This window comes from Streptomyces sp. NPDC053069 (assembly GCF_044546895.1).
Taxonomy (GTDB): domain Bacteria; phylum Actinomycetota; class Actinomycetes; order Streptomycetales; family Streptomycetaceae; genus Streptomyces.
Genome location: NZ_JBITZN010000017.1, coordinates 129,583 through 155,101 on the forward strand (window position 1 = coordinate 129,583; position 25,519 = coordinate 155,101).

Sequence of the window (25,519 nt, forward strand, 5' to 3'; positions counted from 1 at the left end):
ACTCGTCTGTGCCGGGCCGAGGGCCGGCTCGTTGCCGTTCCTCCCGCGCGGTTGTGCACGCGTCCGAGCGGTGACCCGGACGTGTCGGCATGCTAGCCGACCGGGCGGCTGCTCCGGAGCAACCGCAGCAGGGGCTGGAGCGACCGTACGACGTGCCGGGCGCCCGCCGCCCGCAGGAGTGCCTCCTTCGCCTCGCCACGCGCGTAGCCGAGGAACGGAACGCCCGCGGCACGGGCCGCGGCGAGGTCCGAGGGGGCGTCGCCGATCATCAGGGCGGCCGAGGGCGCGGCACCCATCGCGTTCAGGGCGCGGTTGAGGCACTGCGGGTCCGGCTTGAGGTGGTGCAGCTGCTCGGTGCGGCCGTACAGGTGCGGGCTGAAGCAGCCGGTGAGGCCGCGGGTCTCCAGATAGGTGCGGGCCGCCCGGGACGAGTTGTTGGTGGTGACGGCCAGCCGGGCGCCGACGGCGGTCCAGGTGCGGATCAGCGGGTCGGCGTAGGCAGTGGGCAGCGCGGAGGCCGCGGCCCGCAGCTCCTCCTGGGTGAGCCGCTCCTCCAGCCCGGCGACCAGGTCGCTGCCCGGGCATCTGCGGCCCACCGCGCGCAGCACGACCTGCGGGTCCAGCGTGTCCCGTTCGGTGTCGGTGAGCAGACCGTGCAGGCCCTGCCGCGCCAGCCACTCGACCAAGTCCGCGGCCACCCGTTCCGCCTTGTGCCCGGCGAAGAGGCGGCAGATGGGCCCGTCGAAGTCCCACAGCACGAACCGGGCCGGTGTGATCAGTTCCCGAAGCTTTTCGATCTCACTCGCATCAGAAGTCACTAGGAGAGTGTCAGGTCCGTCGTGATGGTTTCCCAGAGGGCGTCGAACCACTTCTGCGATTGCTCCACGAACGCCGCGTCCCGCTGCCCGGCCCGCTGTTCGAAGGAGAACAGCAGCGACTCGGAGCCGAGGGTGTCGTACATCTCCAGCGTCCCGCGGTCGGTGGGCTCCTCACGGCGCGTGATCATGTAGTGCGCGAAGAGCGCCTCCTCCCCGTTGAGCAGGTACAGCTTGACCGGAGGGGTGAACGGCAGCGCCCGGAAGGTGACGTGGACGTCGATGTCGTGGGTGCCGCGCAGCGCCTGGAGGTTGTACTGGAGCACCTGGCCCTGGGCGTTGCGCATCGCCAGCCAGCGCTGGTGGACGGCCTCGTCCTCCTCGCTCCCGGCGTCGACCGAGACCGGGAAGGCGAGGTTGATGTCCCGGGACGGCAGCAGGATGCGGGCGTCGATCCGCTCGGGGTGCAGCCGGCCCTCGTGGACCAGGCGCAGCGCCTCCCCGAGCGCCGGGATCAGGCTCTGCGCGGTCAGGCACACGGCGTCGATGCGCACATGCGGTGCCGCGAACGCCTCGGTCAGCCGGGGTGCGAGCGCCACCATCGTCGGCTGGGGCTCCTCCCGCTGCCACGCGGACTGCGGCTCGGCGACCCGGGGCGGGCTGCCCTTGCCGGCGCCGGCGAGCAGTCCGTCGCCCTGGAGCACCCGCAGCGCCTGGCGTACGGCACCCCGCTCGACCCCGAACTCCCCGGCCAGCTCGGCCTGGGTCGGCAGCCGCTCGCCGGGCCGCAGCACGCCGGTGCGGATGCGGGCGCGCAGGGTGTCGGCGATCTCCTGAGACGTGAGTTTTCTGCTGCCGTTCGCTGCCATATGCTCCTGGGTCACGGCCAAACGCTACAACTCGGATCCATCTAGGGGGAGTTGGCTGCCAACCTTTCCAAGTTGGCCGGTTCGCGAGGACGGGCCAGGGGACTCGGTCGGGCTAGGGGCTGAGGAGCAGCTCCGAGCTGATCGTCTCCCACAGCGCGTCGAACCACAGCCGCGACTGCTCCACGAACGCGGCGTCCCGCTGCCCGGCACGCCGCTCGAACGCGAACAGCATCGAGCGCGTGCCGTCGACGTCGTACAGCTCCAGGTGCGCGTGGTCGATCTCCCGTTCGCGCCGCCCGAGCGTGTAGTACGCGAACAACGCCTCGGAGCCGTTGAGCAGATACAGCTTGACCGGCGGGGTGAACGGCAGGGCCCGGAAGCAGACCCGTACGTCGACGCCGTGGGTGGCGTACAGGGCCTGCAGGTTCTGCCGCAGCACCAGGCCCTGGGCGTTGCGCTGGGCCAGCCAGCGGCGGTGCAGCAGACCGCGGTCGTCGGCGGCCACGGGCGCCGGGAAGGCGAGGTCGATGTCACGGCTGGGCAGCAGCACCCGGACGTCGATCTTGGCCGGTTTCAACCGCCTGGCGTGGATCTGTCGGAGCGGCTCCCCGATGGCCATCGTGAGCGAGACCGCGGTCAGGCACAGGGCGTCGATGCGCACGTGCGGGACGGCGAAGGCCTCCGCGATACGGGGCGCGAGGCCCACCATGGTGGGCTGCGGCGGCGCCGCCGGTCCGGCCGGCGGGCCCGCCGGCCCCGGCACCGCCGCCACCGTGGCCGGGCTGCCCTTGGAAACGTTGGTCAGCAGCCGCTCCGACTGCAGGATGCGCAACGCCTGCCGTACCGCGCCCCGTTCGACACCGAACTCGTCGGCCAGCGCGGCCTGCGTGGGCATGCGCTGGCCCGCCCGCAGCACACCGGACCTGATCCGGGTGCGCAGTTCGTCGGCGATGTCGCGGGACGCATGAGGCCGGTGTGACCTCGTCCGTCCATTGGCGGAGGCGTGCTCCGGGTCCACGGACAAACACTACAACTTCCCGCCAAGTTGCGGCAGTTCGCCGACGGCTGGTTATGAGTCGCTTCCCAACGGAGATAAGTACAGTGAAGTTGGCTGCCAACTTCACGACATGGTCAAGCTTCCCAGTGGTTGGCCGATCGGGCTCCCTTCCGGAGGGGAGCCGGGAGTCCGGACAGGGGACGGCCACCGAAGCGCACAGTCACAACTGAAGACGACCTCGCACAGCCACAACTGAACAGAGCAGCACAGCCACAACTGAACAGCTCGCTACGGATGAACGGTCAGCGTCACCGGGAGAGAGGAGCGGTCAGAAGATGTCCGGGCACCACGGCCGCCCGGGCGAGCGGAACAGGGCGTCGGCCTTCCGGGCGGCGCCCTCTCTTTCTTCCTGCACCCGGCCGAGCGCGACCAGCCGCAGCAGAGACTCACCCCCGAGCCAGACCGAGGCCAACTCGCCCACGTCCAGCGTCAGATCGGCGCTCACGGTCGTCGGGGTGCAGGACGCCCCGTCGGGCGAGGCCTCCAGCCGGAACCGGCCCGCGGCGAGTCCTCCCCCGCGCTCGGCCTCGCTCGCGCGGGGGGACCCCCGTCCGTCCACGACCTCCAGGACGACCGCGCCCGCCCCGTCGTACGTCCGCGCCTCCAGGGCCCGTACGACGTCCAGGATCCGCAGCCAGAGCCAGTCCGCGTGCGAGATGATCCGTGCCGCGCGCGGGTCGGGAAGATAGCGCGGGAGCAGATCGTCGGGGCCTCGGTAGCCGCACTTGACCTTGGTGATCCAGTCGATGGAGCACAGGAAGTGCCACAGGGCGCGCTCGGCCGCCGTCGTGGTGGCGACGAGCCCCAGCACACTGGCGGTCTGATCCGGCTGCTTGCCGGTCCAGGTCTCGTCGGACTTGTACGCCACCAGCCCCTCGACCTCGCCATGGGCCGCGCGGTAGACGGCGTAGAAGGGCTCGGTCCAGTCGTCGTAGAAGCGGACCGCCCCGGTGTTCACCTGCCACCACAGCTCGTCGCGGCTGACCGCGCCGGGCTGCAGGCGGCGGAACCGCTCGAACAGCTCGGGGCCGAGCTTGCGCACGTCCTCGCCGTCCACCAGCTCGATCCGGCCTCCGTCACCCGGGCCCGACCAGCGGGGGTCGAGGCCCGCCCGGGGCACCTCGATGGTCCACTCGTTCGCCCAGGTGGCCGGGCCGAAGCCGTAGCGGCCGTAGATCGGGTACTCGGCGGCGATCAGGGTGGCGACGACGTCACCGCGCTCCTTCGCCGCGGCCAGGTCCTGCGCCATCATGCGGCTCAGCAGACCGCGGCGGCGGTGGGTGGCGGTGACACTGACGTTGGTGATGGCGTCCGCGGGCACGGACGCGCCGCCGACCGCGGTCAGTTCCTGGGTGAAGGACCGGAAGGTGGCCACACAACGGCCGTCGTCGAAGGCCCCGAGCAGCCGGCCCGGCACGAACTGGCCGCGGCGGGCGTCGACCTGCTCAGGTGTCACGACGGGCGGCCGCAGAAACCCGACGGCATGCGCGCGCAGCCAGTCCTCGAACTCGGCCTCGGTGACGCTTCGGACGTCGCTCATGGGGTCACGGTAGGCGGCGCCCCCGGAACCTGTCGCCTGCATTTCGCCGACTCAGAGCAGCAGGTCGTCCACCTGGGCCTCGCCCACCCGGTAGCGGCGGGCGATCTCCGCGCTGCAGTCGTCGGTCGTGCGCTGCAGGTGCTGGCGGCGACGGGAGACCTCCTGCTCGTAGCGGACCAGGCGGCCCATGGCCATGGTCAGTTCCAGGTCCGTCCGCGCTTCCAGGTCCGACAGCTCGACCTCGGCGAGCATCTCGGCGGCCAGTTGCCGGTACTCCTCGTTGTGCGGGGTGCCGAGCGTGACATGGCGGGCCGAGGAACGGTGCCGGGCCGGGGCGTCCTTGAGGATCTCCGGGAGCCGGTCGACCATGGAGCCGTCCGCCGGGGCGGGCACGGACGCCCGGCCGCGCCGGCACAGCTCGGCACGCAGGATGTCGATCCTGCCCTGCAGCAGCCGCCGCACATAGCTGAGGTCCGCCTCGTCGCGCTGGGCGTCGCGGCGCAGGGTGCGCAGCTCGGGCAGGCTCAGCCGGGCCAGGTCGGGCGCGGGAGGCTCGGCGGGCAGGGCCGGCTCCACGGAAAGGGCCGGCTCCACGGAAAGGGCCGGCTCCACGGAGAGGGCCGACTCCGTCCCCTGCGCCCCCTGCGCCCCCTGCGTTTCCAGCCGCCCGCTGGTACTCGGTGTGCTCATGTGCTTCTGACCGTCCCCTCGACCGGCGTGTGGGAGCATCGTGCCACCCCAACTGGCCACTAAGTGACCGAGTGCCCCCGAACAGCCCCAGATGGGGGGTAAGGGATCTATATTGGACCCTCTATATCCGCGTACCGGGCACCCGGCATGATGGTCCGCATGCGTGCGGTGGTGCAGAGAGTGGACGGCGCGAGCGTCGTCGTGGACGGCGAGACGGTCGGCGCGATCGAGGGTGAGGGGCTGTGCGTCCTCGTCGGGGTGACCCATGAGGACACCAAGGAGAAGGCGGCGCAGCTGGCCCGCAAGCTCTGGTCGATCCGGATGCTGCAGGACGAGAGGTCATGCAGCGACATCGACGCCCCCCTGCTGGTCATCAGCCAGTTCACCCTCTACGGCGACGCCCGCAAGGGCCGCCGGCCCACCTGGAACGCGGCGGCCCCGGGTGACGTCGCCGAGCCGCTGGTGGACGAGGTCGTGGCCCAGCTGCGGGGACTGGGGGCGACGGTGGCCACGGGCCGCTTCGGCGCACAGATGCGGGTGTCTCTGACGAACGACGGGCCCTTTACGGTGCTGCTGGAGATTTAAGCACTACGACGGCGATGACCGCCCCGCAAGGGGCGCGGGGAACTGCGCGAGCAACCACCCCGGACCCGCAGCCGCCACACGGCCCCCGCCCCACGGCGCTACGGCTCGACCACGACCTCCTGCGCCGCCGCTGTCTCTCCGGCCAGGAGCCGCGCGTCGACGGGCACGTTCCGCTTCACCAGCGCCAGTGCCACCGGCCCCAGCTCGTGGTGCCGTACGGACGTCGTCACGAAGCCGATCTTCCGGCCCTCCGGCCCCTCGTCCGCGATGCGGATCTCCGTACCCGGCACCGGCAGATGGACGTCGCTGCCGTCGAGGTGCAGGAAGACCAGGCGGCGCGGCGGCTTGCCCAGGTTCTGGACCCGGGCGACCGTCTCCTGCCCCCGGTAGCAGCCCTTCTGCAGATGCACGGCCGTACCGATCCAGCCCAGCTCGTGCGGAATCGTCCGGTGGTCGGTCTCGAAACCGAGCCGCGGCCGGTGGTGCTCGACGCGCAGCGCCTCGTGGGCGAGGAGCCCGGCGGCCGGGCCGTGCGTGGCCGCGAAGGACTCCAGGTCGGCACGCGGCAGGAACAGATCACGGCCGTACGCCGTCTCGCGTACGACGACCCCGTCCGGCACCTCGGCGATGGACCCGGCGGGCAGGTGCACCACGGCGATGTCACCCGTTCGGTCGGCGACCTCCACCCGGTAGAAGAACTTCATCGACTCCAGGTACGCGATCAGCGCGTCCTGCGTACCCGGCTCGACGTGCGCCCACACGGTCGTACCGTCGTCCACCAGGTACAGCGCGTGCTCGATGTGCCCGTGCGCGGACAGGATCAGCGCCTCGGTCGCCTCACCGGCCGGCAGCTCGCTGACGTGCTGGGTGAGGAGGAGGTGCAGCCAGCTCAACCGGTCGTCGCCGCTGACGGTGACGACGCCCCGGTGGGACAGGTCGACGAATCCGGTGCCGTCGGCGAGGGCGCGCTGCTCGCGGAACAGGTCGCCGTAGTGGGCGGCGACGCCTTCGTCCACACCCTCGGCGGGGACGGCGCCGGGCAGGGTCAGCAGGGGGCTCTTCATAGGGCCAGCCTACGACGTGGTAGTTGAACTCTTCAGGGAACAGTCCTTGCACCGGCCGAAGATCGCGAAGTGCTTCATGTCGGTGTCGAACCCGAACTGCGCGCGCAGCTTCGCCGTGAACTCGGCGGCGACGTCCACATCGGCCTCGATCACGTTCTCGCAGTCCCGGCACACCAGGTGCAGATGGTGGTGGCGGTCGGCGAGGTGGTAGGTCGGCGCACCGTGCCCCAGATGGGCGTGGCTGACCAGGCCCAGCTCCTCCAGCAGCTCCAGGGTCCGGTAGACCGTGGAAATGTTGACCCCCGACGCCGTCTTCCTCACCTCGCTGAGGATGTCGTCGGGGGTCGCGTGCTCAAGGGTGTCCACGGCTTCGAGGACAAGCTGCCGCTGCGGCGTCAGCCGGTAGCCGCGCTGCCTGAGGTCGCTCTTCCAGTCGGTGCTCACCACACCACAGAGTCTAGGACCACTTGGTGCGGGGCCTACTTGAAGAAAGCGATCCCGTCGTCCGGGAGGTCGTCCGGGAGGGCCTTGGCCCAGCGCTCGACGTCCTCCGGGGTGACGACCTTCTTCAGGTGGGCCGACATGTAGGGGCGGAGCTCGACCTCGGGGGTCTGCTTCTCGCCGACCCACATGAGGTCGCTCTTGACGTAGCCGTAGAGCCGCTTGCCACCGCTGTAGGGCTGCGAGGCGGCCGTCCGGGCGACGGCGTCCGTGACCAGGTCGATCTGCGGCTTCTTGTCGGCCATCTCGCCGTACCAGATCTCGATGACACCGTCGTCGCGGGTCATCGTCACCTCGACCTTGCGGTCGGCGTCGATCCGCCAGAAGCCGTGCTCCGACTCCAGCGGGCGGACCTTGTTGCCGTCGTTGTCCAGCACCCAGGTCTGGGAGTGGTACTCCAGGAAGTCCCGGCCGTCGTGGGTGAAGCTGACCTCCTGGCCGAAGTTGCACTTCTCCGAGCCGGGGAAGTCGTGCACGCCCGCACCGGCCCAGTTGCCGAGCAGGAAGGCGAGCGGGACGAGGTCCTTGTGCAGGTCGGACGGGATCTCGATCATGAGGGGCGTTTCCTGGGTGGGAGTGGTCAGCGCTGGCCCTGGTACAGCTTCTTCACGGTCAGACCGGCGAAGGCGAGCACGCCGACGCAGACCAGGACCAGCAGGGTTTCGAAGAAGATCTCCACGGGTGCTCCTTGAGCGAGGGTGGGCATACGACAGAGCCGGGGCCCAGCTTACGCGGCCCTGCTCGGGCTCTCTTGACGAGGTGGGCCGACCAGGGCCCCGGCCCCATTCAGCCCGCCCGGCTCGCCCCGGCACCGGCCGGCACCGAACCTTGATCCAGGTCCCACCTGAGATTCGGAGAGAAGAGCATGCTCAAGGTGCTGCGCACGATGGCGACGGGTGTGGCTGCCGGGCTGTTGCTGGCGGTCATGCCGACCACTGCCCACGCCCAGAACGATGATTCTGCGGCCCTGTCAGACGTCACAGACCTGGTGGGCACCCCCCTGAACGCAGGACTCTTCGGCTGATCAGCCCCGCTTGACTCCGTCCACGAAGGCGGACCAGGCGCCCGCGCCGATCAGCAGGGGGGTGCGGATGGTGTCCTTGCTGTCGCGGACGGGGACGAGGGGAAGGTTGTCAGCGACCTCGACGCAGTTGCCGCCGTCCGAGTTGCTGTACGAGCTCTTGCGCCAGGTCACGTTGCTCAGGTCGATGGCTCGCATGGCGCTTCCTCCAACATCCGCAAGATGAACGTTCGCGACTCGGCGGGGCTCAACGCCAGGTCGCGCACGTCATCATAGGTGCGCTGCAGACGCCCAACCCTGGTGGTTTCCTCGATGAGTTCACCCCGCACGTCGTTCTCTACGTAGGCCACGGTACGACCGTCGGGCAGATGGAGGAACATGGTGTCGGTGCTGTCCATGCCGTGCAGACCGGCGCCGAAGGGCAGCACGTAGAGGGTGATGTTCGGGCGCTCCGCAGCCTGCGCCAGATACGTGAGCTGCTCACGCCACTCGCCGGGGTCACGCAGCGAGTTGCGCAGCACCGCCTCCCAGAGAATGACTCGAAACGGCGGTGCGCAGTTGCCCTCCAGCACGTGCCGCCGTCCGATGCGCGCACCCACCTGCTGATCCAGCTCCTCCCCGCTGAGGCCACCCGCGGCGAGTGCTTCTCGCGCGTATCCCGCCGTCTGCAGCAGCCCCGGCGGTCGGCTTACGGAGTACTGCCACAGGCTCACCGCCTCGGCCTCCGCCACCATGTACCGCCGATACCGCTCCTTGAACTGCGTCGGGTCCGCCATCGCCAACTCCCAGAGGGTCAGCAGCAATCGCCCCGTGCCGTAGTACTGGTCCAGCGCCTGCGCCACCTCCGGCCCGCCCAGTGTGTGGCCGTTCTCCAGCTTGCCGAAGAGGGACGCGTCCCAGCCCACCGCGTCGGCCAGCGTCCGCAGGCTCACGCCCCGGGCGGCCCGCAGTAACCGCAGCTCCTCGGCGAAACGAACCCTCGGCTCCTGGCTTCGCCCCGTGATCGCCCTCCGCTGCGGCACCGCGCCCTCCCTGCTTGTGGAATTTGTGGAATTTGGGCCGCCGCCTGTGGCACTAGCCGCCATTCCGCTCGTGTCCGTCTCCGCCCTGGACCATCCTCGTATCAGCCCAGGAGCACGCAGAGTAGTGCAACTGTCGCATTCCGTATAGAAGTTGAGCAAAGGAGCGAACGCCATGAGAACGGAACCGGCCGGCTACGAACCCGGCGCCCTGCTCTACGACCCCGCCACCCAGCGCGTCGGCGAGTACCAGGACCGCTCGGGGCCGTACGCGCTGCTGCGCCCCCTCGGCGGTGGCCGCGAGTGGCAGGCCGATCCCGCCGCGGTGCGCCCGGCCACCGACCGCGAACGCCTCAGCGCGAGCGTCCACGCAAGGAACGGCCGTACGCGGGCCGTTCCGCCCGACCCCGACGACCTCAGCCGCCCGCCCCGGCCGGTCCCCGGTTGCCCGGCGTGCATGAGGATGGCCGAGCTGCGGGAGATGGCACGGGCGGTGTGCGATCGCAGCGCGGAGACCGACGCCAATGTGCTGCTGCGCCAGCATCAGCGGCAGGAGCACCGCGCATGAGCGGCATCCAGGGCGGTCTCCCGTACGAGGAGTGCAAGCGGTACCGGGCGGAGCACGGCGCGTCAGGAGACTCGGTCCCCCTCTCACCGGGTTATGCGCTCCCGCCCTTCCACCCCGGTTTCGCCACCCGATCCCGGCACCGGCGCCGACGGCGGACCCGGTTCGACGGCGCCACCATGAGCGGCGTACTCACCGCTCTCTGTGTCGCCACGCTGCTCGTCACGATCGTCGCCGCGGCTACGCTTCCGGCATGACCAAGAAGCTCGTGATCAAGGTGACGGCCGGGGCGGACGCCCCCGAGCGCTGTTCGCAGGCGTTCACGGTGGCCGCGGTGGCCGTCGCCAGCGGCGTCGAGGTGTCGCTGTGGCTGACCGGGGAGTCGTCCTGGTTCGCGCTGCCGGGGCGGGCCGCGGAGTTCGAGCTGCCGCACGCGGCGCCGCTGCCGGATCTGATCGAGTCGATCCTCGCCGCCGGGCGCATCACGCTGTGCACGCAGTGTGCCGCCCGGCGGGAGATCACCGAGAAGGACGTCATCGAGGGCGTACGGATCGCGGGCGCGCAGGTCTTCGTACAGGAATCCCTCGCCGACGACACGCAGGCGCTCGTCTACTGATCCACCGTGATCGGCTGAGACGAGCGCCTGCTCACGCGTCTCAGAGGACGAGGGCGTCCGCCGCCGTGGGCTCCCAGACCGTGATCTTGGGGGCGTGGACGTACGTCTTCACGGGAATCCGGACGGTGTCACCGCCGTCGAGCTGCACGGAGAGCGTCGAGGTGTGCGTTCCGCTGCCGGGGGCGTCCTGCTGGTCCAGGGACACGCCCTCGTAGGAGCTCTGGCCCGGCTGGAGGATGTTGGGTCCGCCGCCGATGCCGTCCGGGGTGGTGGCCCTGATCTTGCCGTCGAAGGTGACCAGGCCGATGATCCCCAGGTCGCACGGGCTGCCGCTGGTGTTCTTGGCGGTGATCAGCAGGTGGTTCAGGGGACGGGACACCGGCGCGGCGGTGACGGTGAGCTGGTCGGCCCGGCAGGAGGGAGCCTTCTTGTTCCCGGAGCCGGTGGCGGTGCGGTGGGCGTCGCCCGTCGCGCTCGTGCGGGAGCCGGCCTGCGCCGTGCTGCCACCGATGGACGAGGCGTGCGTTCCCGGCGTACCGGTGGCGTGGGACGGCGACGCGGTCGTGGCCCGGACGGCGGACGCGGACGGCGTGGAGCCGGAGGCCGACGAGGTGCCGCTGCAGCCGACGACGGCGGCGGAGCCGAGGGCCAGCGTGGCGGCGGTGACGAGGATGCGCTTGGCGGACATGTGTGTCTCCCGTTGGTGGTTCGCTCGGTGGCCGGGCCTGGTGGACCGGCCGCTGCACCGAACTGTGGAGTGAGATTTGTCCCAGTCGCCATGACCGCCGGGAAATGCGGAACCCTGGAACGCTTTTGCGCACTCTCACCAGGGGAAACGGCAGAGCCTGGAATGCCGTTCCGGGATGGGGAGGGTGGCATGGGCCGGGAGACGGACGCGCTGGCGGAGTTGCTCCGCGCATTAAAGGACCGGTCCGGGCGCAGTTACGGCGCGCTCGGCAAACGGCTCCACGTCAGCACGTCCACACTGCACCGCTACTGCAACGGCACGGCGGTGCCGACCGAGTACGCGCCGCTGGAACGGTTCGCCCGGGTGTGCGGGGCGAGCGCGGAGGAACTGGTCGAGCTGCACCGCCGCTGGATCCTGGCGGACGCGTCCCGCCGCCGGGACGGGGGACGGCCAGGTGGGGACCCCTCGGTGGCGGATGCCGTCTCCACGGGGCGTTCGGCCGAGGGCGCGACCCGGCGGCCAGAGGCGTCAGGAGCAGGGGCAGAGGCAGGAGCAGAGGCCCAGGCAGGGGCAGAGGCCGAGGCAGGGGCAGAGGCCGACGCGGGGGCAGGGGAGACCGCACCGGACCTGAAGACCGCCCCCGCCCCTGCGGCCCTCCGCACGTCCCGTACCGCCCGCCTCCGTCGCCCACGGCTCCTGATCGCCGCCGGCGCGGTGGCCGTCGCCGCCGTCGCCGTGCCGGCCCTGGTCACCGCCGCGCAGGACTCCGGCAGGCCCTCCGCGCGCTCTGTCGCCGACCCGACCGCGGACGGGACCGCCGACGGGTCCGCGGCCCGCGTCCCGCACGGCGGCAGGGCGACCACCGCCGACTCCGCCCCCACCGGGAGCACATCCCCCACCGGCTCCCCGTCCCGGGCCGTCGGCCGGGCGGACTCCGCCGGATCCTCCCGCAACCCCTCGCACCCGGCGACCGCGCCCGCCTCGGCCCCGTTCCACGTCAACGTGCTGACCAACAACTGGGACAACTCCTGTGACCAGTGGTTCCTGCTGAACAGCGACCCGAAGAAGGTGGCTCCGCCCCCCGCGAGCCAGGCCACCGACGGCTGGGCCGCCGCGCTGGGTGCCGTGCCCGCCGGGCATCTGCGGCTGCAGGTGACCGTGCAGGGCGACAGCAGCCGGCCGGTCGTGCTGCACGGGCTGCACGTCCGTGTCACCGGCACCCGCAAGGCCCCCGCGTGGAACGCCTTCACCATGGGCGGGCAGTGCGGCGGTGACCTGGCCCCGGCGTCCTTCGCCGTCGACCTCGACGCCCAGGCCCCGAGCGCGAAGGCGGTGCCGGGACACGAGGGGAACATCAAGACCCGGGCCACGGACTTCCCCTACAAGGTGTCCGCCGACGACCCGGAGGTGCTGAACATCGACGCCGCCACGGCCGCCCAGGACGTCGACTGGTACCTCGAACTCGTCTGGAGCAGCGGCGACCGGCAGGGCACGACCCGCATCGACGACCACGGCAGACCGTTCCGCACCGCCGGCATGCGCGGCGACAAGCAGTACTGGTACAACGCGGCGGACGGCAAGGGGGTCTGGCAGCCCTGGACGGGCTGAGGCTCGGGCTACCGCCGTTTCCTGCCGTCCAGCTCGTCCCACCACTCGTCGGACTGGGGATCGCCGGAGGGGTCGTCCCACCAGCGGTCCTCCGGGCCCCGCCGGTTGGCGATCATCGCGGCGACCGGCGGGATGATCATGGCCACGACGCACATGCCGACGGCCGCCGGTACCGACCAGAGGCGCACGACTCCCCACGCCAGGACGAAGAGGCCGATGCACGTCCCCATCATGGCGAAGTAGATGTGACGCCGCCGTGCGTACATGACTCCAGAGTAGGCCGGGCGACCCCTGTCACAAGTGATCCACAATCACCGCTCGGCCGCCCCTCGCAGGGTTACCGTGGCGTAGCCGTACACCGCTCTCGTCCGGGGGGAACCACCACATGCGCGCCCTGCGAATCATCCTGATCCTCGTCGTGATCCTGGGCGGGCTGTTCGTGATCGCGGACCGGGTGGCCGTGCACTTCGCCGAGGGGGAGGCCGCCGACAAGCTGAAGGCGACGGAGAACCTGGCCTCGACGCCGGACGTCGACATCAAGGGGTTCCCGTTCCTGACCCAGGTCGCGGGCGGGTCGCTCGACGACGTCGAGGTCGGGATCAAGGACTACCGGGCCGCCACCGGCAAGGCGGGGCAGACCATCAGGATCGACGACCTGAAGGCCGACATGAAGGGCGTCGCGTTCTCCGGGGACTACAGCTCCGCCACCGCGGACAGCGCCACCGGCACCGCGACGATCTCCTACGCCGAGCTGCTGAAGACCGCGGACTCCAAGCCGACGGAGGTCGCCCCCGGGATCACGGCCCGGATCGTCGGCCTCTCCGACGGCGGCAACGGCAAGATCAAGGTCATGGTGGAGGGCACCGTCTCGTCCCTCGGGATCAAGCAGACCGTGCCCGTGCTCAGTTCGGTGACCGTCGAGAACGACAAGGTGCAGGTCCACGCCGACTCGCTGCCCCGCCTCGGCGCCGCCGCGATCGCCGAGAACCGCATCCGTGAGATCACCGACTTCCAGCAGGCCATCGACCGGCTGCCCGGCGGCATCAAGCTGGACAAGGTGCAGGCCGTGAAGAACGGTGTGGAGATCACGGTGAAGGGTTCCGACGTCAAGCTGGCGGGGTAGGAGCACTGCTGACGGACGCCGATCGTCCGAGTGGCGAGACAACGCCGTCCGTACCGTAGATGAGAAGACTCCCGCAAGCGCTCGGCGGGCCGCACGACGGCCGCCGGGCGCTTCTTCATTCCGCCATACGGACGATCGTGTCTCGCCATATGACACACCGGTGACACGCCCGCCCGGACGTCCCTACGATCGTCGGCATGAAGCGACAGGCGGATCTCACGAAGCGGCGGGCAGTGGACCTGTGCCGCGTTGCCGCCATGCTCTGTCGCCCCTTCTGAGCGGACGTCCCCGACCTCCGCATCCCTCAGCCGCCCTGCTGAAAGGGCACCCGTGCGCCGCCCGCCCCCGCGAGCGCGCACCCCTCTACTCGCACGCCCCGCCGCAACTGCCCCGGAGGAGAAAGAGCATGAGCCGCACCGACGTCCTGGTCGACGCCGACTGGCTGCAGGAGCACCTGGACGACCCGGCCATCGCCATCGTCGAGGTGGACGAGGACACGTCCGCCTACGACAAGAACCACATCAAGAACGCGATCCGCATCGACTGGACCAAGGACCTCCAGGACCCGGTCCGCCGCGACTTCGTCGACCAGGAGGGCTTCGAGAAGCTCCTGTCGGAGAAGGGCATCGCCAACGACCACACCGTGGTCCTCTACGGCGGCAACAACAACTGGTTCGCGTCGTACGCCTACTGGTACTTCAAGCTGTACGGCCACGAGAACGTCAAGCTCCTCGACGGCGGCCGCAAGAAGTGGGAGCTGGACGCCCGCGAGCTGGTCGCCGGCGACGAGGTCCCCGAGCGCCCGAAGACGGACTACAAGGCCAAGCCGCAGGACACCTCGATCCGCGCCTTCCGTGACGACGTCGTCGCCGCGATCGGCTCGCACAACCTGGTCGACGTCCGCTCGCCCGACGAGTTCTCCGGCAAGCTGCTCGCCCCGGCGCACCTCCCGCAGGAGCAGTCGCAGCGCCCGGGCCACGTGCCGACCGCGCGCAACATCCCGTGGTCGAAGAACGCCAACGACGACGGCACGTTCAAGTCGGACGAGGACCTCAAGGCCCTGTACGCCGAGGAGAACGTGGACCTCGCCAAGGACACGATCGCCTACTGCCGCATCGGTGAGCGCTCGGCCCTGACCTGGTTCGTGCTGCACGAGCTGCTCGGCGTCGAGAACGTCAAGAACTACGACGGTTCCTGGACCGAGTACGGCTCCCTCGTCGGCGTGCCGATCGAGCTCGGCGCCAACAAGTAATCCCAACCCCTCTGGAGAGACAGCATGTGCGGAGCGAAGGCCGGCGGCCCGGACGCCTCGACGATCAAGCCCGGTGAGACCACGATCCAGGGTCAGGTGACCCGCGACGGCGAGCCGGTGACGGGCTATGTCCGTCTGCTGGACTCGACCGGCGAGTTCACCGCCGAGGTGCCCACCTCGGCGACCGGCCAGTTCCGGTTCTACGCGGCCGAGGGCACGTGGACCGTGCGCGCGCTGGTGCCCGGCGGCACGGCGGACCGTACGGTCGTCGTGGCGGAGAAGGGCGCGCTGGCCGAGGTCGCCATCGCGGTCTGAGCGGGTTCTGTGACGGGCCGAAGGGCCGTACCCCTGGGGTTGGACGCCAGTGGGGGTACGGCCCTTCGGCTTCCCGCCGTGGGGGTGGAGTCGTCGCCGGGCCGGATGATCCGAGCGACGCCCCCTAGCCCAGCGCGCGCCCCAGGACCCACACCACCGGCGCCGCCGCCGACAGAGGCAACGCCACGCCCGCGGTGAAGTGGACGAAGCGGGACGGGTAGTCGTAGCTCGCGACCCGGTGACCGATGAGCGCGCACACTGCCGCGGCCCCGCCCAGCAGTGCGCCCTTCGCGCCCAGCCCCGTCATGCCGCCCACGGCGATCCCCGCGCCGGAGGCGGCCAGTACCGAGACCACCACCGACACCAGGGTGGGCAGCGGCAGCGCCCTCGCCAGGATCGCCACCGCCACCGCCGCCGCGCCCACCGACACCGCGTGCGGGTCGGCGCCGAGGTACCCGGTGGCCAGGACCGACAGCGCCGCCGAGACGACCGTCGCCATCAGGCCGTACATCCGCTCGTCCGGCGAGGCGTGCGAGCGCAGCTGCAGGACCAGGCACAGCAGGACCCAGACGCCGAGCGGGCCGAGGATCGCGGCGGGCACGTGATCGCGGCCGGCCGCCAGGACGGCCACGTCCGCGGCGAGCCCGCCCGCGAAGGCCAGCGCGATGCCCTGCCGGGCCGGCCACATGCCGTTCAGCCGGAACCAGCCCGCCGCCGTCACCGCCTGGAGCAGCACGAGCGGGACGACCAGCGCGTACGAGGCGACCGGCGCCGTCGCGGCCAGCAGCAGGCCCAGCACCGCGGTCAGCAGCGCCGGCTGCATACCGGGCTCGATGATCGGCGAACGCCCCTCCAGGCGCGCCCGCTGGGCATCCGTGATCCGGGAGTTGCCGCCGAGCGTGGCGGGCCCGTAGTCGGGCTCGGGCTCCTCCGCCACGGCTTCCGGGGCGGGCGCCGCCGCCGGTGCGGGTCCCGTTCCCGTTCCTGGCTGCGGCTGGGCAGCGGCCGGGTACGGCTGCGCGTGCTGCTGGCCGTACTGGCCCTCGAACGCCTGCGGCGGCACATACGCCGCCTGCGCCGGCATCTGCATCGACCCGTGTGTCTGCGTCTCCCAGGTCTGCCCCTGCCACTGCTGGGTCAGCTGGGGGTCGTAGCCGGGCTGCTGTCCGTACTGCTGCTGGTCGTACTGCTGCTGGTCGTACGCGGACCATTGCTGCTGCTGGTACGGGTCGTAGCCCTCGTACGGACCGCCCTGGTACGGCTGTCCGCCCTGATACGGCTGGTCGCTCATCGCCTCACCCTCCTGCGAACGGCGGGAGCACCTCGACCGTGCCGCCCTCGGCCAGCCGTACCGTCTCATGCGCGCGGGTCCCGACGGGGTGACCGTCGACGAGGAAGGAGCATCGCTGCAGTACGCGCGTGAGTTCACCGGGGTGTCGCGCGCGCACGGCGGCCAGCGCGTCGGCGAGCGTGTCCGCGTCGTACGGCTCCTCGGCGACCTGGGCCGCGGCCTTGGCGGCGGCCCAGTAGCGCACCGTGACCTTGGGCATCTCGTTCCTCAATCGACGGCAAGAAAAGGACAAGGACAGAAGACAGATGGTGTCAGGCTAGCCCGCCCGGCCCACAGCCCAGCGCGCGATCCGGGCGAGGAGCGCGTCGTCGGACGCGTGTTCGGCGTGGCCCATGCCCGGCTCCACCCAGAGTTCCCCGTGGTCACCGGCCGCCTCGGCGAGCATCCGGGGGTGGTCGAGGGGGAAGTAGGCGTCGCGGTCGCCGTGCACGATCAGAAGAGGTGTGGGGGCGATCCTGGGGACCGACTCCACCGGGGACAGGGGCACGGGGTCCCAGTCGCGGTGGTGGATGCGGGTGCGCAGGCCGTAGCGGCCGACCAGGCGGCCCTCGGGACGGGTGACCAGCCAGTGCAGGCGGCGCATGGGGGCCGTGCCCCGGTAGTACCAGCGGGCCGGGGCGCTGACCGAGACGACAGCACTGGCCGTACCGGGGTGCAGGGCCGCGAACCGCAGGACCACCGAGCCGCCCATGGAGAAGCCGACGGTCACCACGCGCGCGTGGCCGAGAGCACGGGCCCGCTCGACGGCCGCGGCGAGGTCAAGGACCTCCTTGTCGCCGACCGTGGAACGGCCGCCGGAGCGTCCGTGGCCGCGGAAGGAGAAGGTGAGGACCGCGCCGTAACCGCGCAGGACGCCCGCCACCCGTCGTACGTGCGGCCGGTCCACGTCCCCGGTGAACCCGTGGGCGACGACGAACACCAGGTCGCGTGAAGGTGTACGGGAGGCGTCCGGATGCGTTTCGTATACGACCGCGCCCGGGTCGTATACGGAATCGACCGGAACGCCGTCGGCCGTGCACAGAAACGTCCGGATAGGCGCCCCTCTGCCTGTCTCGCGATACGGACGATCGGTGGAACGTGCCACATGACCTGCCGGACCCTTGCTCATGTGGGCTATTCTGCTGGGCAGAGGACTCGGGCAGCGCAGCCCCCGGGTCCTTTTGTGCTTTCGGAAGCGTTGTATACGAAGCGGGAACCCTCGGGTGACCGCCGGTGTACGGGGCCTTCGGGAACGCAGAGCAGTGCCCGTCCGCACAGCCTCGCAGGGACCGAGGAGGAACCAGACGTATGAGTTCTCTGCTGCTCCTGACCAACGCCCTCCAGCCGTCGACGGAGGTGCTCCCCGCCCTCGGCCTGCTCCTGCACAACGTGCGTGTGGCCCCGGCGGAGGGCCCCGCTCTCGTCGACACCCCCGGCGCCGACGTCATCCTCGTCGACGGCCGCCGCGACCTGCCCCAGGTGCGCAGCCTGTGTCAGCTGCTGCGCTCCACCGGCCCCGGCTGTCCGCTGGTCCTGGTCGTCACCGAGGGCGGTCTGGCCGCCGTCACCGCCGACTGGGGCATCGACGACGTACTCCTCGACACGGCCGGCCCGGCCGAGGTGGAGGCCCGGCTGCGGCTGGCCATGGGCCGCCAGCAGATCGTCAACGACGACTCGCCGATGGAGATCCGCAACGGCGACCTGTCCGTGGACGAGGCGACGTACAGCGCGAAACTCAAGGGCCGGGTCCTCGACCTCACCTTCAAGGAGTTCGAGCTGCTCAAGTACCTCGCCCAGCACCCGGGCCGCGTCTTCACCCGCGCCCAGCTGCTGCAGGAGGTGTGGGGCTACGACTACTTCGGCGGCACCCGGACGGTGGACGTCCATGTACGGCGGCTGCGCGCCAAGCTCGGCCCGGAGCACGAGTCGCTGATCGGCACCGTCCGGAACGTCGGCTATCGGTTCGTCACGCCCGAGAAGACCGACCGGAGCGCCGAGGAGCCCAGGGCCAAGGCGGACCGGGCCGGGGGGAACCGCGCAACGGCGGAGGATGCGGATGCATCGGCCGTCCGGGACGACTCCGAGGTCCACGCGGACGCCTAGTTCGACGCCCGGTTGCTGTGGGCGCACATCCAAGGACTGGTACGCCCTGCCCAGAGCAGGTCAATCCGCGTAGACTCCGCGCGTGGCCAAGGTGACTCGGGATGACGTGGCACGGCTGGCTGGGACCTCCACCGCCGTCGTCAGTTATGTCATCAACAACGGACCCCGGCCGGTCGCCCCGGCCACGCGCGAGCGTGTCCTCGCGGCGATCAAGGAACTGGGGTACCGCCCCGACCGGGTCGCCCAGGCGATGGCGTCCCGGCGCACCGACCTCATAGGCCTGATCATCCCGGACGCCCGCCAGCCCTTCTTCGGCGAGATGGCCCACGCGGTCGAGCAGGCCGCCTCCGAGCGCGGAAAGATGGTCCTGGTCGGCAACACCGACTACATCGGCGAGCGCGAGGTCCACTATCTGCGCGCCTTCCTGGGCATGCGCGTCTCCGGGCTGATCCTGGTGAGTCACGCCCTGAACGACCTTGCCGCCGCCGAGATCGACGCCTGGGACGCCCGGGTGGTGCTGCTGCACGAGCGTCCCGAGGCCATCGACGACGTGGCCGTGGTCACGGACGACCTCGGCGGCGCCCAGCTCGCCGTACGCCACCTGCTGGAGCACGGCTACGAGTACGTCGCCTGCATGGGCGGTACGGCTCAGACGCCGGCCGTCGGCGACCCGGTCTCCGACCACGTCGACGGCTGGAGGCGGGCCATGGCCGAGGCGGGGCTGTCCACCGAGGGCCGGCTGTTCGAGGCGCCGTACAACCGCTACGACGCCTATCGCGTGGCCCTGGACATCCTCTCCGGCCCCGACCGGCCGCCGGCGATCTTCTGCTCCACCGACGACCAGGCGATCGGCCTGCTGCGGGCCGCGCGGGAGCTGCGCATCGACGTGCCCGGCAAGCTGGCGGTGGCCGGGTTCGACGACATCAAGGAGGCGGCGCTGGCCGACCCGCCGCTGACCACGGTCGCCTCGGACCGCTCGGCGATGGCGCGTGCGGCGGTCGATCTGGTGCTGGACGACGGGCTGCGGGTGGCGGGGTCACGCCGCGAGCGCCTGAAGACGTTCCCGTCCCGGCTGGTGGTGCGAACGTCCTGCGGCTGCGAGGCCTGACCCTTTATCCTGAGCCTCCGTCCCGAGCCTTTATATCGGGCAAACAAGGTTCTGCCGGGCTTCTCAGCGAGCACTCAGGAAGCTCTCATGGTCACGGGGGAGTCTTCTGGTCATGACCGAGAGCCAGGGTGCACACACCCAGCCGCAGCAGCACAGCTACGCCGCTCCCGTGAACCCGGAGTGGCCGCCTCCGCCGCCGTACGAGCCGGCCATGGCCACGGCCCCCGCTCCCCACCACCGGAAGCGCAACCGCGGCCCCGTCGCCCTCCTCGCGGCCGTCGCGATCGTGGCCGCGGCGGTCGGCGGCGCCACGGCGTACGGCTTCCAGGAGCTGACCGGCAAGGACCCGGTCGCCTCCGCCGGTACGACCACGCATGTGGTGCCGACCGCCAAGAAGGGCGACGTCGCCGCGATCGCCGCCGCGGTCAGCCCGAGCGTCGTCGAGATCCAGGCGACCCTCGGCAGCGGCTCCTCCACCGGCTCCGGTGTGATCATCTCGTCGAACGGCGAGATCGTCACCAACAACCACGTCGTCTCCGGCGCGCAGTCCATCAAGGTGCGCACCAGCGACGGCAAGAGCTACACCGCCGGCATCGTCGGCACCGACAGCTCCAAGGACCTCGCGCTGATCAAGCTGCGCGGCGCCTCCGGGCTGAAGCCGGCCTCGCTCGGCAACTCGTCGGGCGTCCAGGTCGGCGACACGGTCGTCGCGATCGGCTCCCCCGAGGGCCTGACCGGCACCGTCACCAGCGGTATCGTCTCCGCGCTCAACCGGGACGTGACCGTCTCCACCGACGAGAACCAGGGTCAGGGCCAGGGCGGCGACGGTCAGTGGCCGTTCGAGTTCGGCGGCCGTGAGTTCAACGGCGACCCGGGCTCGTCCACGACGACCTACAAGGCCATACAGACCGACGCCTCGCTGAACCCCGGCAACTCGGGCGGCGCGCTGATCGACGCGAGCGGCAACGTCATCGGCATCAACTCCGCGATGTACTCGTCGAGCCGGCAGTCCTCCTCTTCCTCGGACGCGGGCAGCATCGGCCTCGGCTTCGCGATCCCCGTCAACACCGTCAAGTCCGACCTGGCCAAGCTGCGGGCGGGCGACAAGAGCTAACCCTCCACCCTCAGTCAGCAGGGAGTACGTCATGATCCAGCATGTCTCGCACAAGAGCGCCGGCCTGCGTCCCGCCGACGTCACCCTCGCCCTGTCGATCGTCCGTGATCTGCACACGCCCCTCCCGACGCCCCGCGCCCCCGGGGTGGCCCCGCCGCCGGTCCCCCGCGAGCTGATGGGCCTGCGCACCTCCGCCGCCCGCCTCCACCGCCGCAAGGTGCCGCTGCACCGCCTCACCGCGGTGCAGGCCTGACGCTGCGCCGTACTGCCCGCACCGCGGTGCGGGCCCGGCCCCGGCGGTGCGCCGCCCGGACCGTCGGCCGTGGCAGGCTGAGAGGGTCCGTCCGTCCCGTCCACCGCACCCTGAGGAATCGCGAGCGATGAGCCCCGCCGAAGGCGACCGTGACCCCCAGCGCATCCTGATCGTCGACGACGAGCCGGCCGTACGCGAGGCGCTCCAGCGCAGCCTCGCGTTCGAGGGGTACGACACGGAGGTGGCCGTCGACGGCGCGGACGCGCTGGACAAGGCCACCGTCTACCAGCCCGACCTGGTCGTCCTCGACATCCAGATGCCGCGCATGGACGGCCTGACGGCGGCCCGCCGCATCCGCGGGGCCGGCGACACGACGCCGATACTGATGCTGACGGCCAGGGACACGGTCGGCGACCGGGTGACCGGTCTGGATGCGGGCGCCGACGACTACCTCGTCAAACCCTTCGAACTGGACGAGCTGTTCGCCCGTATCCGCGCGCTGCTGCGCCGCAGCTCGTACGCGGCGGCGGTATCGGCCGAGGCGCAGGAGGACGAGGCCCTCACCTTCGCGGACCTGCGCATGGACCTCGCGACCCGGGAGGTCACCCGGGGCGGCCGGCAGGTGGAACTGACCCGCACGGAGTTCACCCTGCTGGAGATGTTCATGGCGCATCCGCGCCAGGTACTGACCCGTGAGCAGATCCTGAAGGCGGTATGGGGCTTCGACTTCGAGCCGTCCTCCAACTCGCTCGACGTCTACGTCATGTACCTGCGCCGCAAGACCGAGGCCGGCGGCGAGCCGCGTCTCGTGCACACGGTGCGGGGCGTGGGGTACGTCCTGCGCCAGGGCGGCGCCGAGTGAACAAGCTGGTACGGCGCTACCGCTCACTGCCGATCCGGGCCCGGCTGGCGATGCTGGTCGCGGCGGCGGTGGCGTTCGCGGTGGCGGCGGTCTCGGTCACCTGCTGGTTCATGGTGCAGCGCAGACTGGACGTGCAGGTCAACAAGACGCTCGACAACTTCAACCAGCGGCTGACCGAGGACCAGATCACCACGGTTCTGGCCACCTGCCCGACGACCTCGGACCAGCCGCCCAACGCGGTGCGGCCCACCTTCTACTACATGCAGGTGGTGATGCCGAACGGCCAGATCTGCGTCTTCAACTACTCCAAAGGAGTCGTGACGCCCTCGGCGCAGGACGCGGCGGTGGCCGCGAAGGGCGACGTCCGCATCTACCACGACGCCAAGGACTCCCACGGCAATGACGTACGGGTCAAGACCGTGCCGATACTGATGGGAGGCCCCGGCCTCGTTCCCCAGCGCTATCCGGGCGTCGCCCTGATGGTGGCCGTGTCCCTCAAGGACACCCAGCGGACCCTCAACGACCTGGCACTCATCCTGCTCCTCGTCTCCGGCGTCGGAGTGGTCGGTGCCGGAGCGGCGGGCCTCGTGGTGGCCCGTGCGGGCCTGCGCCCGGTCGACAAGCTCACCGAGGCCGTGGAGGAGGTGGCCCGGACCGAGGACCTGACGATCCGCATCCCGGTGGAGGACGACAGCGAGGACGAGGTCGCCCGGCTCTCCCGCTCGTTCAACTCGATGACCGCCTCCCTGGCCAGCTCCCGTGACCTCCAGCAGCAGCTGATCGCGGACGCCGGCCATGAGCTCCGTACTCCGCTGACGTCGTTGCGCACGAACATCGAACTCCTCACCCGCAGCGAGGAGACGGGCCGGCCGCTCCACCCGGAAGACCGCAAGGCCCTGCTCGCCTCGGTGAAGGCGCAGATGACGGAACTGGCCGCGCTGATCGGCGACTTGCAGGAGCTGTCCCGCCCGGAGGGCCAGCGCGGCGAGCGCCTCCAGGTGGTGGCGCTGCGGGACACGGTCGAGGCGGCTCTGCGCCGGGCGCGGCTGCGCGGCCCCGAGCTGACGATCACGTCCGGCCTCGAACCCTGGTACGTCCGGGCGGAGCCCTCCGCGCTGGAGCGGGCCGTCGTCAACATCCTCGACAACGCGGTGAAGTTCAGCCCCGAGGGCGGCACGATCGAGGTACAGCTGAGCGAGGGCGTACTGACGGTCCGGGACCACGGTCCCGGCATCCCCGAGGACGAACTCCCGCACGTCTTCGACCGCTTCTGGCGCTCACCGAGCGCACGTGCGCTGCCGGGCTCCGGCCTCGGCCTGTCCATCGTGGCCCGCACCGTCCAGCAGGCGGGCGGCAAGGTCACCCTGACCCGGGCCCAGGGCGGCGGGACCGTGGCGACGGTACGCCTGCCGGGGGCGGCCACGCCGCCGCCGGAGACATCGGAGACGCCCGGGACGCCGGCCGGCTGAGCGCATCGGGCGGCCGGGCCCCTCCGGTCGCCTGCGCGTCCCGTCGGCCGGCCGCGCCTCGTCGGCTCAGTCCGGTTTCGGCAGGTTGCGCAGGTGCTCGATCTGGGTGCGGCTGAGGTCGTTCGCGCGGCGCATGTGCCGGATGATCACCTGGAGTTCGGCCTCGGTGTGGTCGTCGAAGATGGCCTGCCAGCCCTGCCGGAGGTCACCCCACACAGCGGCGACCCGGGCGATGTGCTCCGGTACCGGGGTGACCAGGACGCGGCGGCGGTCCTGCCGGTCGGGGGTGCGGACGACATAGCCGCCGCGTTCGAGCCGGTCGACCAGGCGGGTGGCCGAGCCGGTGGTGAGGCCGGTCATGTCGGCGATCTGGCGGACGGTGAGGGGTTCCGGCTCGGCCGTCAGCAGGCTCAGACACTGCACGTCGGTGGGGTGCAGGCCGAGGTGGTCGGCGACGGCCTGGTTGAACAGGACGTAGGCCGCCAGGTAGCGGCGCGATTCCGTGGACAGTTCCTCGTACAGCCGGTCCCGGCTCGGCTCCGTCATATGGCTCGCCTCCCAAATCGCTGCGCGACGCAGCAACCGACTGCTATTCTCCTGCGTGGCGCAGCTATTGCGCTACGCAGTCATTCTATCCACTGGGGGACACCCATGCTCACTGTCGCCGTCACCGGCGCCACCGGCGCCCAGGGCGGAGCCACCGCCCGCGCCCTGCTGGCCGCCGGCCACCGCGTCCGCGCCCTGACCCGCCGCCCCGACGCGCCGGCCGCCACCGCCCTGCGCACCCTCGGCGCGGAGATCCGTCACGCCGACTTCGACGACCGCGCCTCCCTCGACGCGGCCCTCACCGGCGCCGACGCCCTCTTCGGGGTCACCACCCCGTTCGGCACCGACACCGACACCGAAGTCCGGCAGGGCCGGGCCCTGGTCGACGCCGCCGCGGCAGCCCGCCTCGGCCACGTCGTCCTCACCTCGGCCGCGCACGCCGACCGCGGCACCGGCATACCGCACTACGAGAGCAAGTACGTGATCGAGCGGCACCTGCGCGCGTCCGGGGTGCCCTGGACGGTGATCGCACCGGCCGCCTTCATGGACAACCACGCCGGCGGCTGGGCCCTGGAGGGGCTGCGCGAGAACACCTTCGGCTGGCCCATGCCCGCCGACCGGCCGATCACGCTCATCCCCGCCGCCGACATCGGCGCGTTCGCCGCCCTGGTCATGGGCCGCCGCGAAGAGTTCTCCGGCAGCCGCATCGACATCGCCTCCGACACCTGTACGCCCGCACAGATCGCGGCCGTCCTCGCCACCGCCACCGGCCGCCCGGTCACCCACCACGAGGTGCCCCTGCAGTACGTCCGGGCCCACTCCGCCGACCTGGCGGCCATGTTCGAGTACTTCAACACCCACGGTCTGGACGTCGACGTCGCCGGCCTGCGGCGCGCCTGTCCCGAGGTGGGCTGGCACACCTTCACGCAGTGGGCGTCCGCACAGGACTGGCCACGGCTGCTGACCGAACCCGCCTCCGAAGGAACCCCCGCATGAAGCCCATCGGCTACTGGCTCAACCGCACCGACAAGGCCCTGACCCGCGCCATGAACGCCACGCTGACGGAGTTCGGCCTCACCCGCGTCGACTGGCAGGTGCTCAACGTCGTCCGCGACACCCCCGGAGCCGACGACTCCGCCGTCCTGTCGGCCCTCGCCGTCAACGCCGACGTCCTCACCCTGAAGGCATCCGTCGACACCCTGCTCACCGACGGCTGGGCGACCCGCCCCGCACCGGACCGGCTCGCCCTCACCCCGGACGGCCGACACCGGCTGACCGCCGTGACCGAACGGGTCGACGCGTTCCGCGACCGCTGCATGACCGGCATCACGCCGGCCGAGTACCGCACGGCCGTCCGGGTCCTCGAACGCATGGCAGGGAACGCGGAGGACAGCCCCCCTTGAGAC

34 protein-coding genes are annotated in these 25,519 nt (G+C 71.1%); 18 read left to right on the forward strand and 16 right to left on the reverse strand.

The window, feature by feature from the left end; translation table 11 throughout:
- Positions 1–92: 92 nt before the first annotated feature.
- The 5 genes from ACIGXP_RS32540 to ACIGXP_RS32560 form a co-directional block, all read right to left on the reverse strand.
- Positions 93–818, reverse strand: coding sequence for an HAD family hydrolase (locus tag ACIGXP_RS32540; protein ID WP_363216970.1), 726 nt, complete (start codon positions 816–818; stop codon positions 93–95).
- Positions 818–1,705 carry a GntR family transcriptional regulator gene (locus ACIGXP_RS32545; RefSeq protein ID WP_363216969.1) on the reverse strand — a complete coding sequence of 296 codons (888 nt, stop codon included), beginning with the start codon at positions 1,703–1,705 and terminating at the stop codon, positions 818–820. The genes ACIGXP_RS32540 and ACIGXP_RS32545 overlap by 1 nt, the downstream gene beginning before the upstream one ends.
- 91 nt (positions 1,706–1,796) lie before the next feature.
- Positions 1,797–2,708, reverse strand: a complete 912-nt coding sequence (locus tag ACIGXP_RS32550) for a winged helix-turn-helix domain-containing protein (protein WP_363216968.1) — start codon at positions 2,706–2,708, stop codon at positions 1,797–1,799.
- Between the two features lie 301 nt (positions 2,709–3,009).
- On the reverse strand, positions 3,010–4,281 hold the full coding sequence (locus ACIGXP_RS32555) for a GNAT family N-acetyltransferase (RefSeq protein WP_399774505.1): 1,272 nt from the start codon (positions 4,279–4,281) through the stop codon (positions 3,010–3,012).
- 51 nt (positions 4,282–4,332) lie between these two features.
- Positions 4,333–4,971, reverse strand: a complete 639-nt coding sequence (locus ACIGXP_RS32560; protein ID WP_399774508.1) for an aerial mycelium formation protein — start codon at positions 4,969–4,971, stop codon at positions 4,333–4,335.
- 159 nt (positions 4,972–5,130) lie between these two features.
- On the opposite strand from ACIGXP_RS32560, the gene dtd reads away from it, so the two are divergent.
- Positions 5,131–5,556 (forward strand): D-aminoacyl-tRNA deacylase, encoded by a 426-nt coding sequence (gene dtd / locus ACIGXP_RS32565; RefSeq protein ID WP_363216986.1) that lies wholly within the window; start codon positions 5,131–5,133, stop codon positions 5,554–5,556.
- Positions 5,557–5,654: 98 nt separating this feature from the next.
- Here the strand turns inward: dtd and ACIGXP_RS32570 are convergent, their stop codons facing one another.
- From ACIGXP_RS32570 to ACIGXP_RS32580, 3 genes are read right to left on the reverse strand one after another with little or no spacing between them, the layout of a single operon-like run.
- Entirely contained in the window at positions 5,655–6,620 is a 966-nt protein-coding gene (locus ACIGXP_RS32570; RefSeq protein WP_363216965.1) for a folate-binding protein, read from the reverse strand.
- A 9-nt stretch (positions 6,621–6,629) separates the two neighbouring features.
- Entirely contained in the window at positions 6,630–7,067 is a 438-nt protein-coding gene (locus ACIGXP_RS32575; protein WP_360083872.1) for a Fur family transcriptional regulator, read from the reverse strand.
- Positions 7,068–7,099: 32 nt separating this feature from the next.
- Entirely contained in the window at positions 7,100–7,675 is a 576-nt protein-coding gene (locus ACIGXP_RS32580; RefSeq protein ID WP_363216964.1) for an FABP family protein, read from the reverse strand.
- Between the two features lie 311 nt (positions 7,676–7,986).
- On the opposite strand from ACIGXP_RS32580, the gene ACIGXP_RS32585 reads away from it, so the two are divergent.
- Positions 7,987–8,145, forward strand: a complete 159-nt coding sequence (locus ACIGXP_RS32585) for a hypothetical protein (protein ID WP_363216963.1) — start codon at positions 7,987–7,989, stop codon at positions 8,143–8,145.
- Here ACIGXP_RS32585 and ACIGXP_RS32590 read toward each other — a convergent pair whose 3' ends face one another.
- Together ACIGXP_RS32590 and ACIGXP_RS32595 are read right to left on the reverse strand one after the other, a co-directional pair.
- Positions 8,146–8,340, reverse strand: a complete 195-nt coding sequence (locus ACIGXP_RS32590; protein ID WP_399774514.1) for a DUF397 domain-containing protein — start codon at positions 8,338–8,340, stop codon at positions 8,146–8,148.
- A complete protein-coding gene (locus ACIGXP_RS32595; protein ID WP_399774517.1) occupies positions 8,322–9,164 on the reverse strand; it encodes a helix-turn-helix domain-containing protein in 843 nt (280 codons plus the stop codon). The genes ACIGXP_RS32590 and ACIGXP_RS32595 overlap by 19 nt, the downstream gene beginning before the upstream one ends.
- 172 nt (positions 9,165–9,336) lie before the next feature.
- Here ACIGXP_RS32595 and ACIGXP_RS32600 point away from each other — a divergent pair, with 172 nt between their 5' ends.
- The 3 genes from ACIGXP_RS32600 to ACIGXP_RS32610 are packed head-to-tail and all read left to right on the forward strand — an operon-like array spanning position 9,337 to position 10,342.
- Positions 9,337–9,729: a hypothetical protein gene (locus ACIGXP_RS32600; RefSeq protein WP_363216960.1), complete on the forward strand. Its 393-nt coding sequence runs from the start codon at positions 9,337–9,339 to the stop codon at positions 9,727–9,729.
- Positions 9,726–9,983 carry a hypothetical protein gene (locus ACIGXP_RS32605; RefSeq protein ID WP_399774520.1) on the forward strand — a complete coding sequence of 86 codons (258 nt, stop codon included), beginning with the start codon at positions 9,726–9,728 and terminating at the stop codon, positions 9,981–9,983. Before ACIGXP_RS32600 ends, ACIGXP_RS32605 begins: the two co-directional genes overlap by 4 nt.
- Positions 9,980–10,342: a DsrE family protein gene (locus ACIGXP_RS32610; RefSeq protein WP_363216958.1), complete on the forward strand. Its 363-nt coding sequence runs from the start codon at positions 9,980–9,982 to the stop codon at positions 10,340–10,342. The genes ACIGXP_RS32605 and ACIGXP_RS32610 overlap by 4 nt, the downstream gene beginning before the upstream one ends.
- 40 nt (positions 10,343–10,382) lie before the next feature.
- Here ACIGXP_RS32610 and ACIGXP_RS32615 read toward each other — a convergent pair whose 3' ends face one another.
- Complete coding sequence (locus ACIGXP_RS32615; RefSeq protein WP_399774525.1) at positions 10,383–11,030, reverse strand: hypothetical protein; 648 nt, start codon at positions 11,028–11,030, stop codon at positions 10,383–10,385.
- Between the two features lie 189 nt (positions 11,031–11,219).
- On the opposite strand from ACIGXP_RS32615, the gene ACIGXP_RS32620 reads away from it, so the two are divergent.
- Positions 11,220–12,638, forward strand: a complete 1,419-nt coding sequence (locus ACIGXP_RS32620; protein ID WP_399774528.1) for a helix-turn-helix domain-containing protein — start codon at positions 11,220–11,222, stop codon at positions 12,636–12,638.
- A gap of 8 nt (positions 12,639–12,646) precedes the next feature.
- Here ACIGXP_RS32620 and ACIGXP_RS32625 read toward each other — a convergent pair whose 3' ends face one another.
- Positions 12,647–12,904 (reverse strand): DUF3099 domain-containing protein, encoded by a 258-nt coding sequence (locus ACIGXP_RS32625; protein WP_363216955.1) that lies wholly within the window; start codon positions 12,902–12,904, stop codon positions 12,647–12,649.
- Between the two features lie 119 nt (positions 12,905–13,023).
- Between ACIGXP_RS32625 and ACIGXP_RS32630 the strand changes: the two genes are divergently transcribed.
- From ACIGXP_RS32630 to ACIGXP_RS32645, 4 genes are all read left to right on the forward strand, one after another.
- On the forward strand, positions 13,024–13,761 hold the full coding sequence (locus ACIGXP_RS32630) for a DUF2993 domain-containing protein (protein ID WP_399774531.1): 738 nt from the start codon (positions 13,024–13,026) through the stop codon (positions 13,759–13,761).
- Positions 13,762–13,958: 197 nt separating this feature from the next.
- Positions 13,959–14,039: an Ms5788A family Cys-rich leader peptide gene (locus ACIGXP_RS32635; RefSeq protein ID WP_350751515.1), complete on the forward strand. Its 81-nt coding sequence runs from the start codon at positions 13,959–13,961 to the stop codon at positions 14,037–14,039.
- Between the two features lie 128 nt (positions 14,040–14,167).
- Positions 14,168–15,013 carry a sulfurtransferase gene (locus tag ACIGXP_RS32640; RefSeq protein ID WP_363216953.1) on the forward strand — a complete coding sequence of 282 codons (846 nt, stop codon included), beginning with the start codon at positions 14,168–14,170 and terminating at the stop codon, positions 15,011–15,013.
- 24 nt (positions 15,014–15,037) lie between these two features.
- Positions 15,038–15,328: a DUF1416 domain-containing protein gene (locus ACIGXP_RS32645; protein WP_043502058.1), complete on the forward strand. Its 291-nt coding sequence runs from the start codon at positions 15,038–15,040 to the stop codon at positions 15,326–15,328.
- A 124-nt stretch (positions 15,329–15,452) separates the two neighbouring features.
- Here ACIGXP_RS32645 and ACIGXP_RS32650 read toward each other — a convergent pair whose 3' ends face one another.
- From ACIGXP_RS32650 to ACIGXP_RS32660, 3 genes are read right to left on the reverse strand one after another with little or no spacing between them, the layout of a single operon-like run.
- Complete coding sequence (locus ACIGXP_RS32650; protein WP_399774535.1) at positions 15,453–16,619, reverse strand: hypothetical protein; 1,167 nt, start codon at positions 16,617–16,619, stop codon at positions 15,453–15,455.
- Between the two features lie 4 nt (positions 16,620–16,623).
- On the reverse strand, positions 16,624–16,878 hold the full coding sequence (locus ACIGXP_RS32655) for a MoaD/ThiS family protein (RefSeq protein ID WP_351030841.1): 255 nt from the start codon (positions 16,876–16,878) through the stop codon (positions 16,624–16,626).
- Positions 16,879–16,935: 57 nt separating this feature from the next.
- Positions 16,936–17,787 carry an alpha/beta hydrolase family protein gene (locus ACIGXP_RS32660; protein ID WP_399774539.1) on the reverse strand — a complete coding sequence of 284 codons (852 nt, stop codon included), beginning with the start codon at positions 17,785–17,787 and terminating at the stop codon, positions 16,936–16,938.
- Positions 17,788–17,966: 179 nt separating this feature from the next.
- Between ACIGXP_RS32660 and ACIGXP_RS32665 the strand changes: the two genes are divergently transcribed.
- The 6 genes from ACIGXP_RS32665 (at position 17,967) to ACIGXP_RS32690 (ending at position 23,567) form a co-directional block, all read left to right on the forward strand.
- Entirely contained in the window at positions 17,967–18,761 is a 795-nt protein-coding gene (locus ACIGXP_RS32665) for a winged-helix domain-containing protein (RefSeq protein ID WP_399774542.1), read from the forward strand.
- A gap of 82 nt (positions 18,762–18,843) precedes the next feature.
- A complete protein-coding gene (locus tag ACIGXP_RS32670; protein WP_363216950.1) occupies positions 18,844–19,869 on the forward strand; it encodes a LacI family DNA-binding transcriptional regulator in 1,026 nt (341 codons plus the stop codon).
- A gap of 112 nt (positions 19,870–19,981) precedes the next feature.
- Complete coding sequence (locus tag ACIGXP_RS32675) at positions 19,982–20,983, forward strand: S1C family serine protease (RefSeq protein WP_399774545.1); 1,002 nt, start codon at positions 19,982–19,984, stop codon at positions 20,981–20,983.
- A gap of 31 nt (positions 20,984–21,014) precedes the next feature.
- Positions 21,015–21,236: a hypothetical protein gene (locus ACIGXP_RS32680; RefSeq protein WP_363216948.1), complete on the forward strand. Its 222-nt coding sequence runs from the start codon at positions 21,015–21,017 to the stop codon at positions 21,234–21,236.
- A 127-nt stretch (positions 21,237–21,363) separates the two neighbouring features.
- Positions 21,364–22,098: a response regulator transcription factor gene (locus ACIGXP_RS32685; RefSeq protein WP_363216947.1), complete on the forward strand. Its 735-nt coding sequence runs from the start codon at positions 21,364–21,366 to the stop codon at positions 22,096–22,098.
- Positions 22,095–23,567 (forward strand): ATP-binding protein, encoded by a 1,473-nt coding sequence (locus ACIGXP_RS32690; protein WP_399774549.1) that lies wholly within the window; start codon positions 22,095–22,097, stop codon positions 23,565–23,567. Before ACIGXP_RS32685 ends, ACIGXP_RS32690 begins: the two co-directional genes overlap by 4 nt.
- A 66-nt stretch (positions 23,568–23,633) precedes the next feature.
- On the opposite strand, the gene ACIGXP_RS32695 is transcribed toward ACIGXP_RS32690, so the two are convergent.
- Positions 23,634–24,113 carry a MarR family transcriptional regulator gene (locus ACIGXP_RS32695; protein WP_363216945.1) on the reverse strand — a complete coding sequence of 160 codons (480 nt, stop codon included), beginning with the start codon at positions 24,111–24,113 and terminating at the stop codon, positions 23,634–23,636.
- Between the two features lie 105 nt (positions 24,114–24,218).
- Here ACIGXP_RS32695 and ACIGXP_RS32700 point away from each other — a divergent pair, with 105 nt between their 5' ends.
- Together ACIGXP_RS32700 and ACIGXP_RS32705 are read left to right on the forward strand one after the other, a co-directional pair.
- Positions 24,219–25,109 carry an NmrA/HSCARG family protein gene (locus ACIGXP_RS32700; protein WP_399774552.1) on the forward strand — a complete coding sequence of 297 codons (891 nt, stop codon included), beginning with the start codon at positions 24,219–24,221 and terminating at the stop codon, positions 25,107–25,109.
- Positions 25,106–25,516: a MarR family winged helix-turn-helix transcriptional regulator gene (locus ACIGXP_RS32705; RefSeq protein WP_399774555.1), complete on the forward strand. Its 411-nt coding sequence runs from the start codon at positions 25,106–25,108 to the stop codon at positions 25,514–25,516. The genes ACIGXP_RS32700 and ACIGXP_RS32705 overlap by 4 nt, the downstream gene beginning before the upstream one ends.
- Positions 25,517–25,519 lie beyond the last annotated feature (3 nt).

What these genes read in the sequence shown, in the direction of transcription:
- ACIGXP_RS32555 (WP_399774505.1), bottom strand. Translation starts at nt 4,281, where the DNA reads ATGAGCGACGTCCGAAGCGTCACCGAGGCCGAGTTCGAGGACTGGCTG.
- ACIGXP_RS32560 (WP_399774508.1), bottom strand. Translation starts at nt 4,971, where the DNA reads ATGAGCACACCGAGTACCAGCGGGCGGCTGGAAACGCAGGGGGCGCAG.
- dtd (WP_363216986.1), top strand. Translation starts at nt 5,131, where the DNA reads ATGCGTGCGGTGGTGCAGAGAGTGGACGGCGCGAGCGTCGTCGTGGAC.
- ACIGXP_RS32570 (WP_363216965.1), bottom strand. Translation starts at nt 6,620, where the DNA reads ATGAAGAGCCCCCTGCTGACCCTGCCCGGCGCCGTCCCCGCCGAGGGT.
- ACIGXP_RS32580 (WP_363216964.1), bottom strand. Translation starts at nt 7,675, where the DNA reads ATGATCGAGATCCCGTCCGACCTGCACAAGGACCTCGTCCCGCTCGCC.
- ACIGXP_RS32585 (WP_363216963.1), top strand. Translation starts at nt 7,987, where the DNA reads ATGCTCAAGGTGCTGCGCACGATGGCGACGGGTGTGGCTGCCGGGCTG.
- ACIGXP_RS32590 (WP_399774514.1), bottom strand. Translation starts at nt 8,340, where the DNA reads ATGCGAGCCATCGACCTGAGCAACGTGACCTGGCGCAAGAGCTCGTAC.
- ACIGXP_RS32600 (WP_363216960.1), top strand. Translation starts at nt 9,337, where the DNA reads ATGAGAACGGAACCGGCCGGCTACGAACCCGGCGCCCTGCTCTACGAC.
- ACIGXP_RS32605 (WP_399774520.1), top strand. Translation starts at nt 9,726, where the DNA reads ATGAGCGGCATCCAGGGCGGTCTCCCGTACGAGGAGTGCAAGCGGTAC.
- ACIGXP_RS32610 (WP_363216958.1), top strand. Translation starts at nt 9,980, where the DNA reads ATGACCAAGAAGCTCGTGATCAAGGTGACGGCCGGGGCGGACGCCCCC.
- ACIGXP_RS32615 (WP_399774525.1), bottom strand. Translation starts at nt 11,030, where the DNA reads ATGTCCGCCAAGCGCATCCTCGTCACCGCCGCCACGCTGGCCCTCGGC.
- ACIGXP_RS32620 (WP_399774528.1), top strand. Translation starts at nt 11,220, where the DNA reads ATGGGCCGGGAGACGGACGCGCTGGCGGAGTTGCTCCGCGCATTAAAG.
- ACIGXP_RS32625 (WP_363216955.1), bottom strand. Translation starts at nt 12,904, where the DNA reads ATGTACGCACGGCGGCGTCACATCTACTTCGCCATGATGGGGACGTGC.
- ACIGXP_RS32630 (WP_399774531.1), top strand. Translation starts at nt 13,024, where the DNA reads ATGCGCGCCCTGCGAATCATCCTGATCCTCGTCGTGATCCTGGGCGGG.
- ACIGXP_RS32635 (WP_350751515.1), top strand. Translation starts at nt 13,959, where the DNA reads ATGAAGCGACAGGCGGATCTCACGAAGCGGCGGGCAGTGGACCTGTGC.
- ACIGXP_RS32640 (WP_363216953.1), top strand. Translation starts at nt 14,168, where the DNA reads ATGAGCCGCACCGACGTCCTGGTCGACGCCGACTGGCTGCAGGAGCAC.
- ACIGXP_RS32645 (WP_043502058.1), top strand. Translation starts at nt 15,038, where the DNA reads ATGTGCGGAGCGAAGGCCGGCGGCCCGGACGCCTCGACGATCAAGCCC.
- ACIGXP_RS32650 (WP_399774535.1), bottom strand. Translation starts at nt 16,619, where the DNA reads ATGAGCGACCAGCCGTATCAGGGCGGACAGCCGTACCAGGGCGGTCCG.
- ACIGXP_RS32655 (WP_351030841.1), bottom strand. Translation starts at nt 16,878, where the DNA reads ATGCCCAAGGTCACGGTGCGCTACTGGGCCGCCGCCAAGGCCGCGGCC.
- ACIGXP_RS32660 (WP_399774539.1), bottom strand. Translation starts at nt 17,787, where the DNA reads ATGAGCAAGGGTCCGGCAGGTCATGTGGCACGTTCCACCGATCGTCCG.
- ACIGXP_RS32665 (WP_399774542.1), top strand. Translation starts at nt 17,967, where the DNA reads ATGAGTTCTCTGCTGCTCCTGACCAACGCCCTCCAGCCGTCGACGGAG.
- ACIGXP_RS32675 (WP_399774545.1), top strand. Translation starts at nt 19,982, where the DNA reads ATGACCGAGAGCCAGGGTGCACACACCCAGCCGCAGCAGCACAGCTAC.
- ACIGXP_RS32680 (WP_363216948.1), top strand. Translation starts at nt 21,015, where the DNA reads ATGATCCAGCATGTCTCGCACAAGAGCGCCGGCCTGCGTCCCGCCGAC.
- ACIGXP_RS32685 (WP_363216947.1), top strand. Translation starts at nt 21,364, where the DNA reads ATGAGCCCCGCCGAAGGCGACCGTGACCCCCAGCGCATCCTGATCGTC.
- ACIGXP_RS32695 (WP_363216945.1), bottom strand. Translation starts at nt 24,113, where the DNA reads ATGACGGAGCCGAGCCGGGACCGGCTGTACGAGGAACTGTCCACGGAA.
- ACIGXP_RS32700 (WP_399774552.1), top strand. Translation starts at nt 24,219, where the DNA reads ATGCTCACTGTCGCCGTCACCGGCGCCACCGGCGCCCAGGGCGGAGCC.
- ACIGXP_RS32705 (WP_399774555.1), top strand. Translation starts at nt 25,106, where the DNA reads ATGAAGCCCATCGGCTACTGGCTCAACCGCACCGACAAGGCCCTGACC.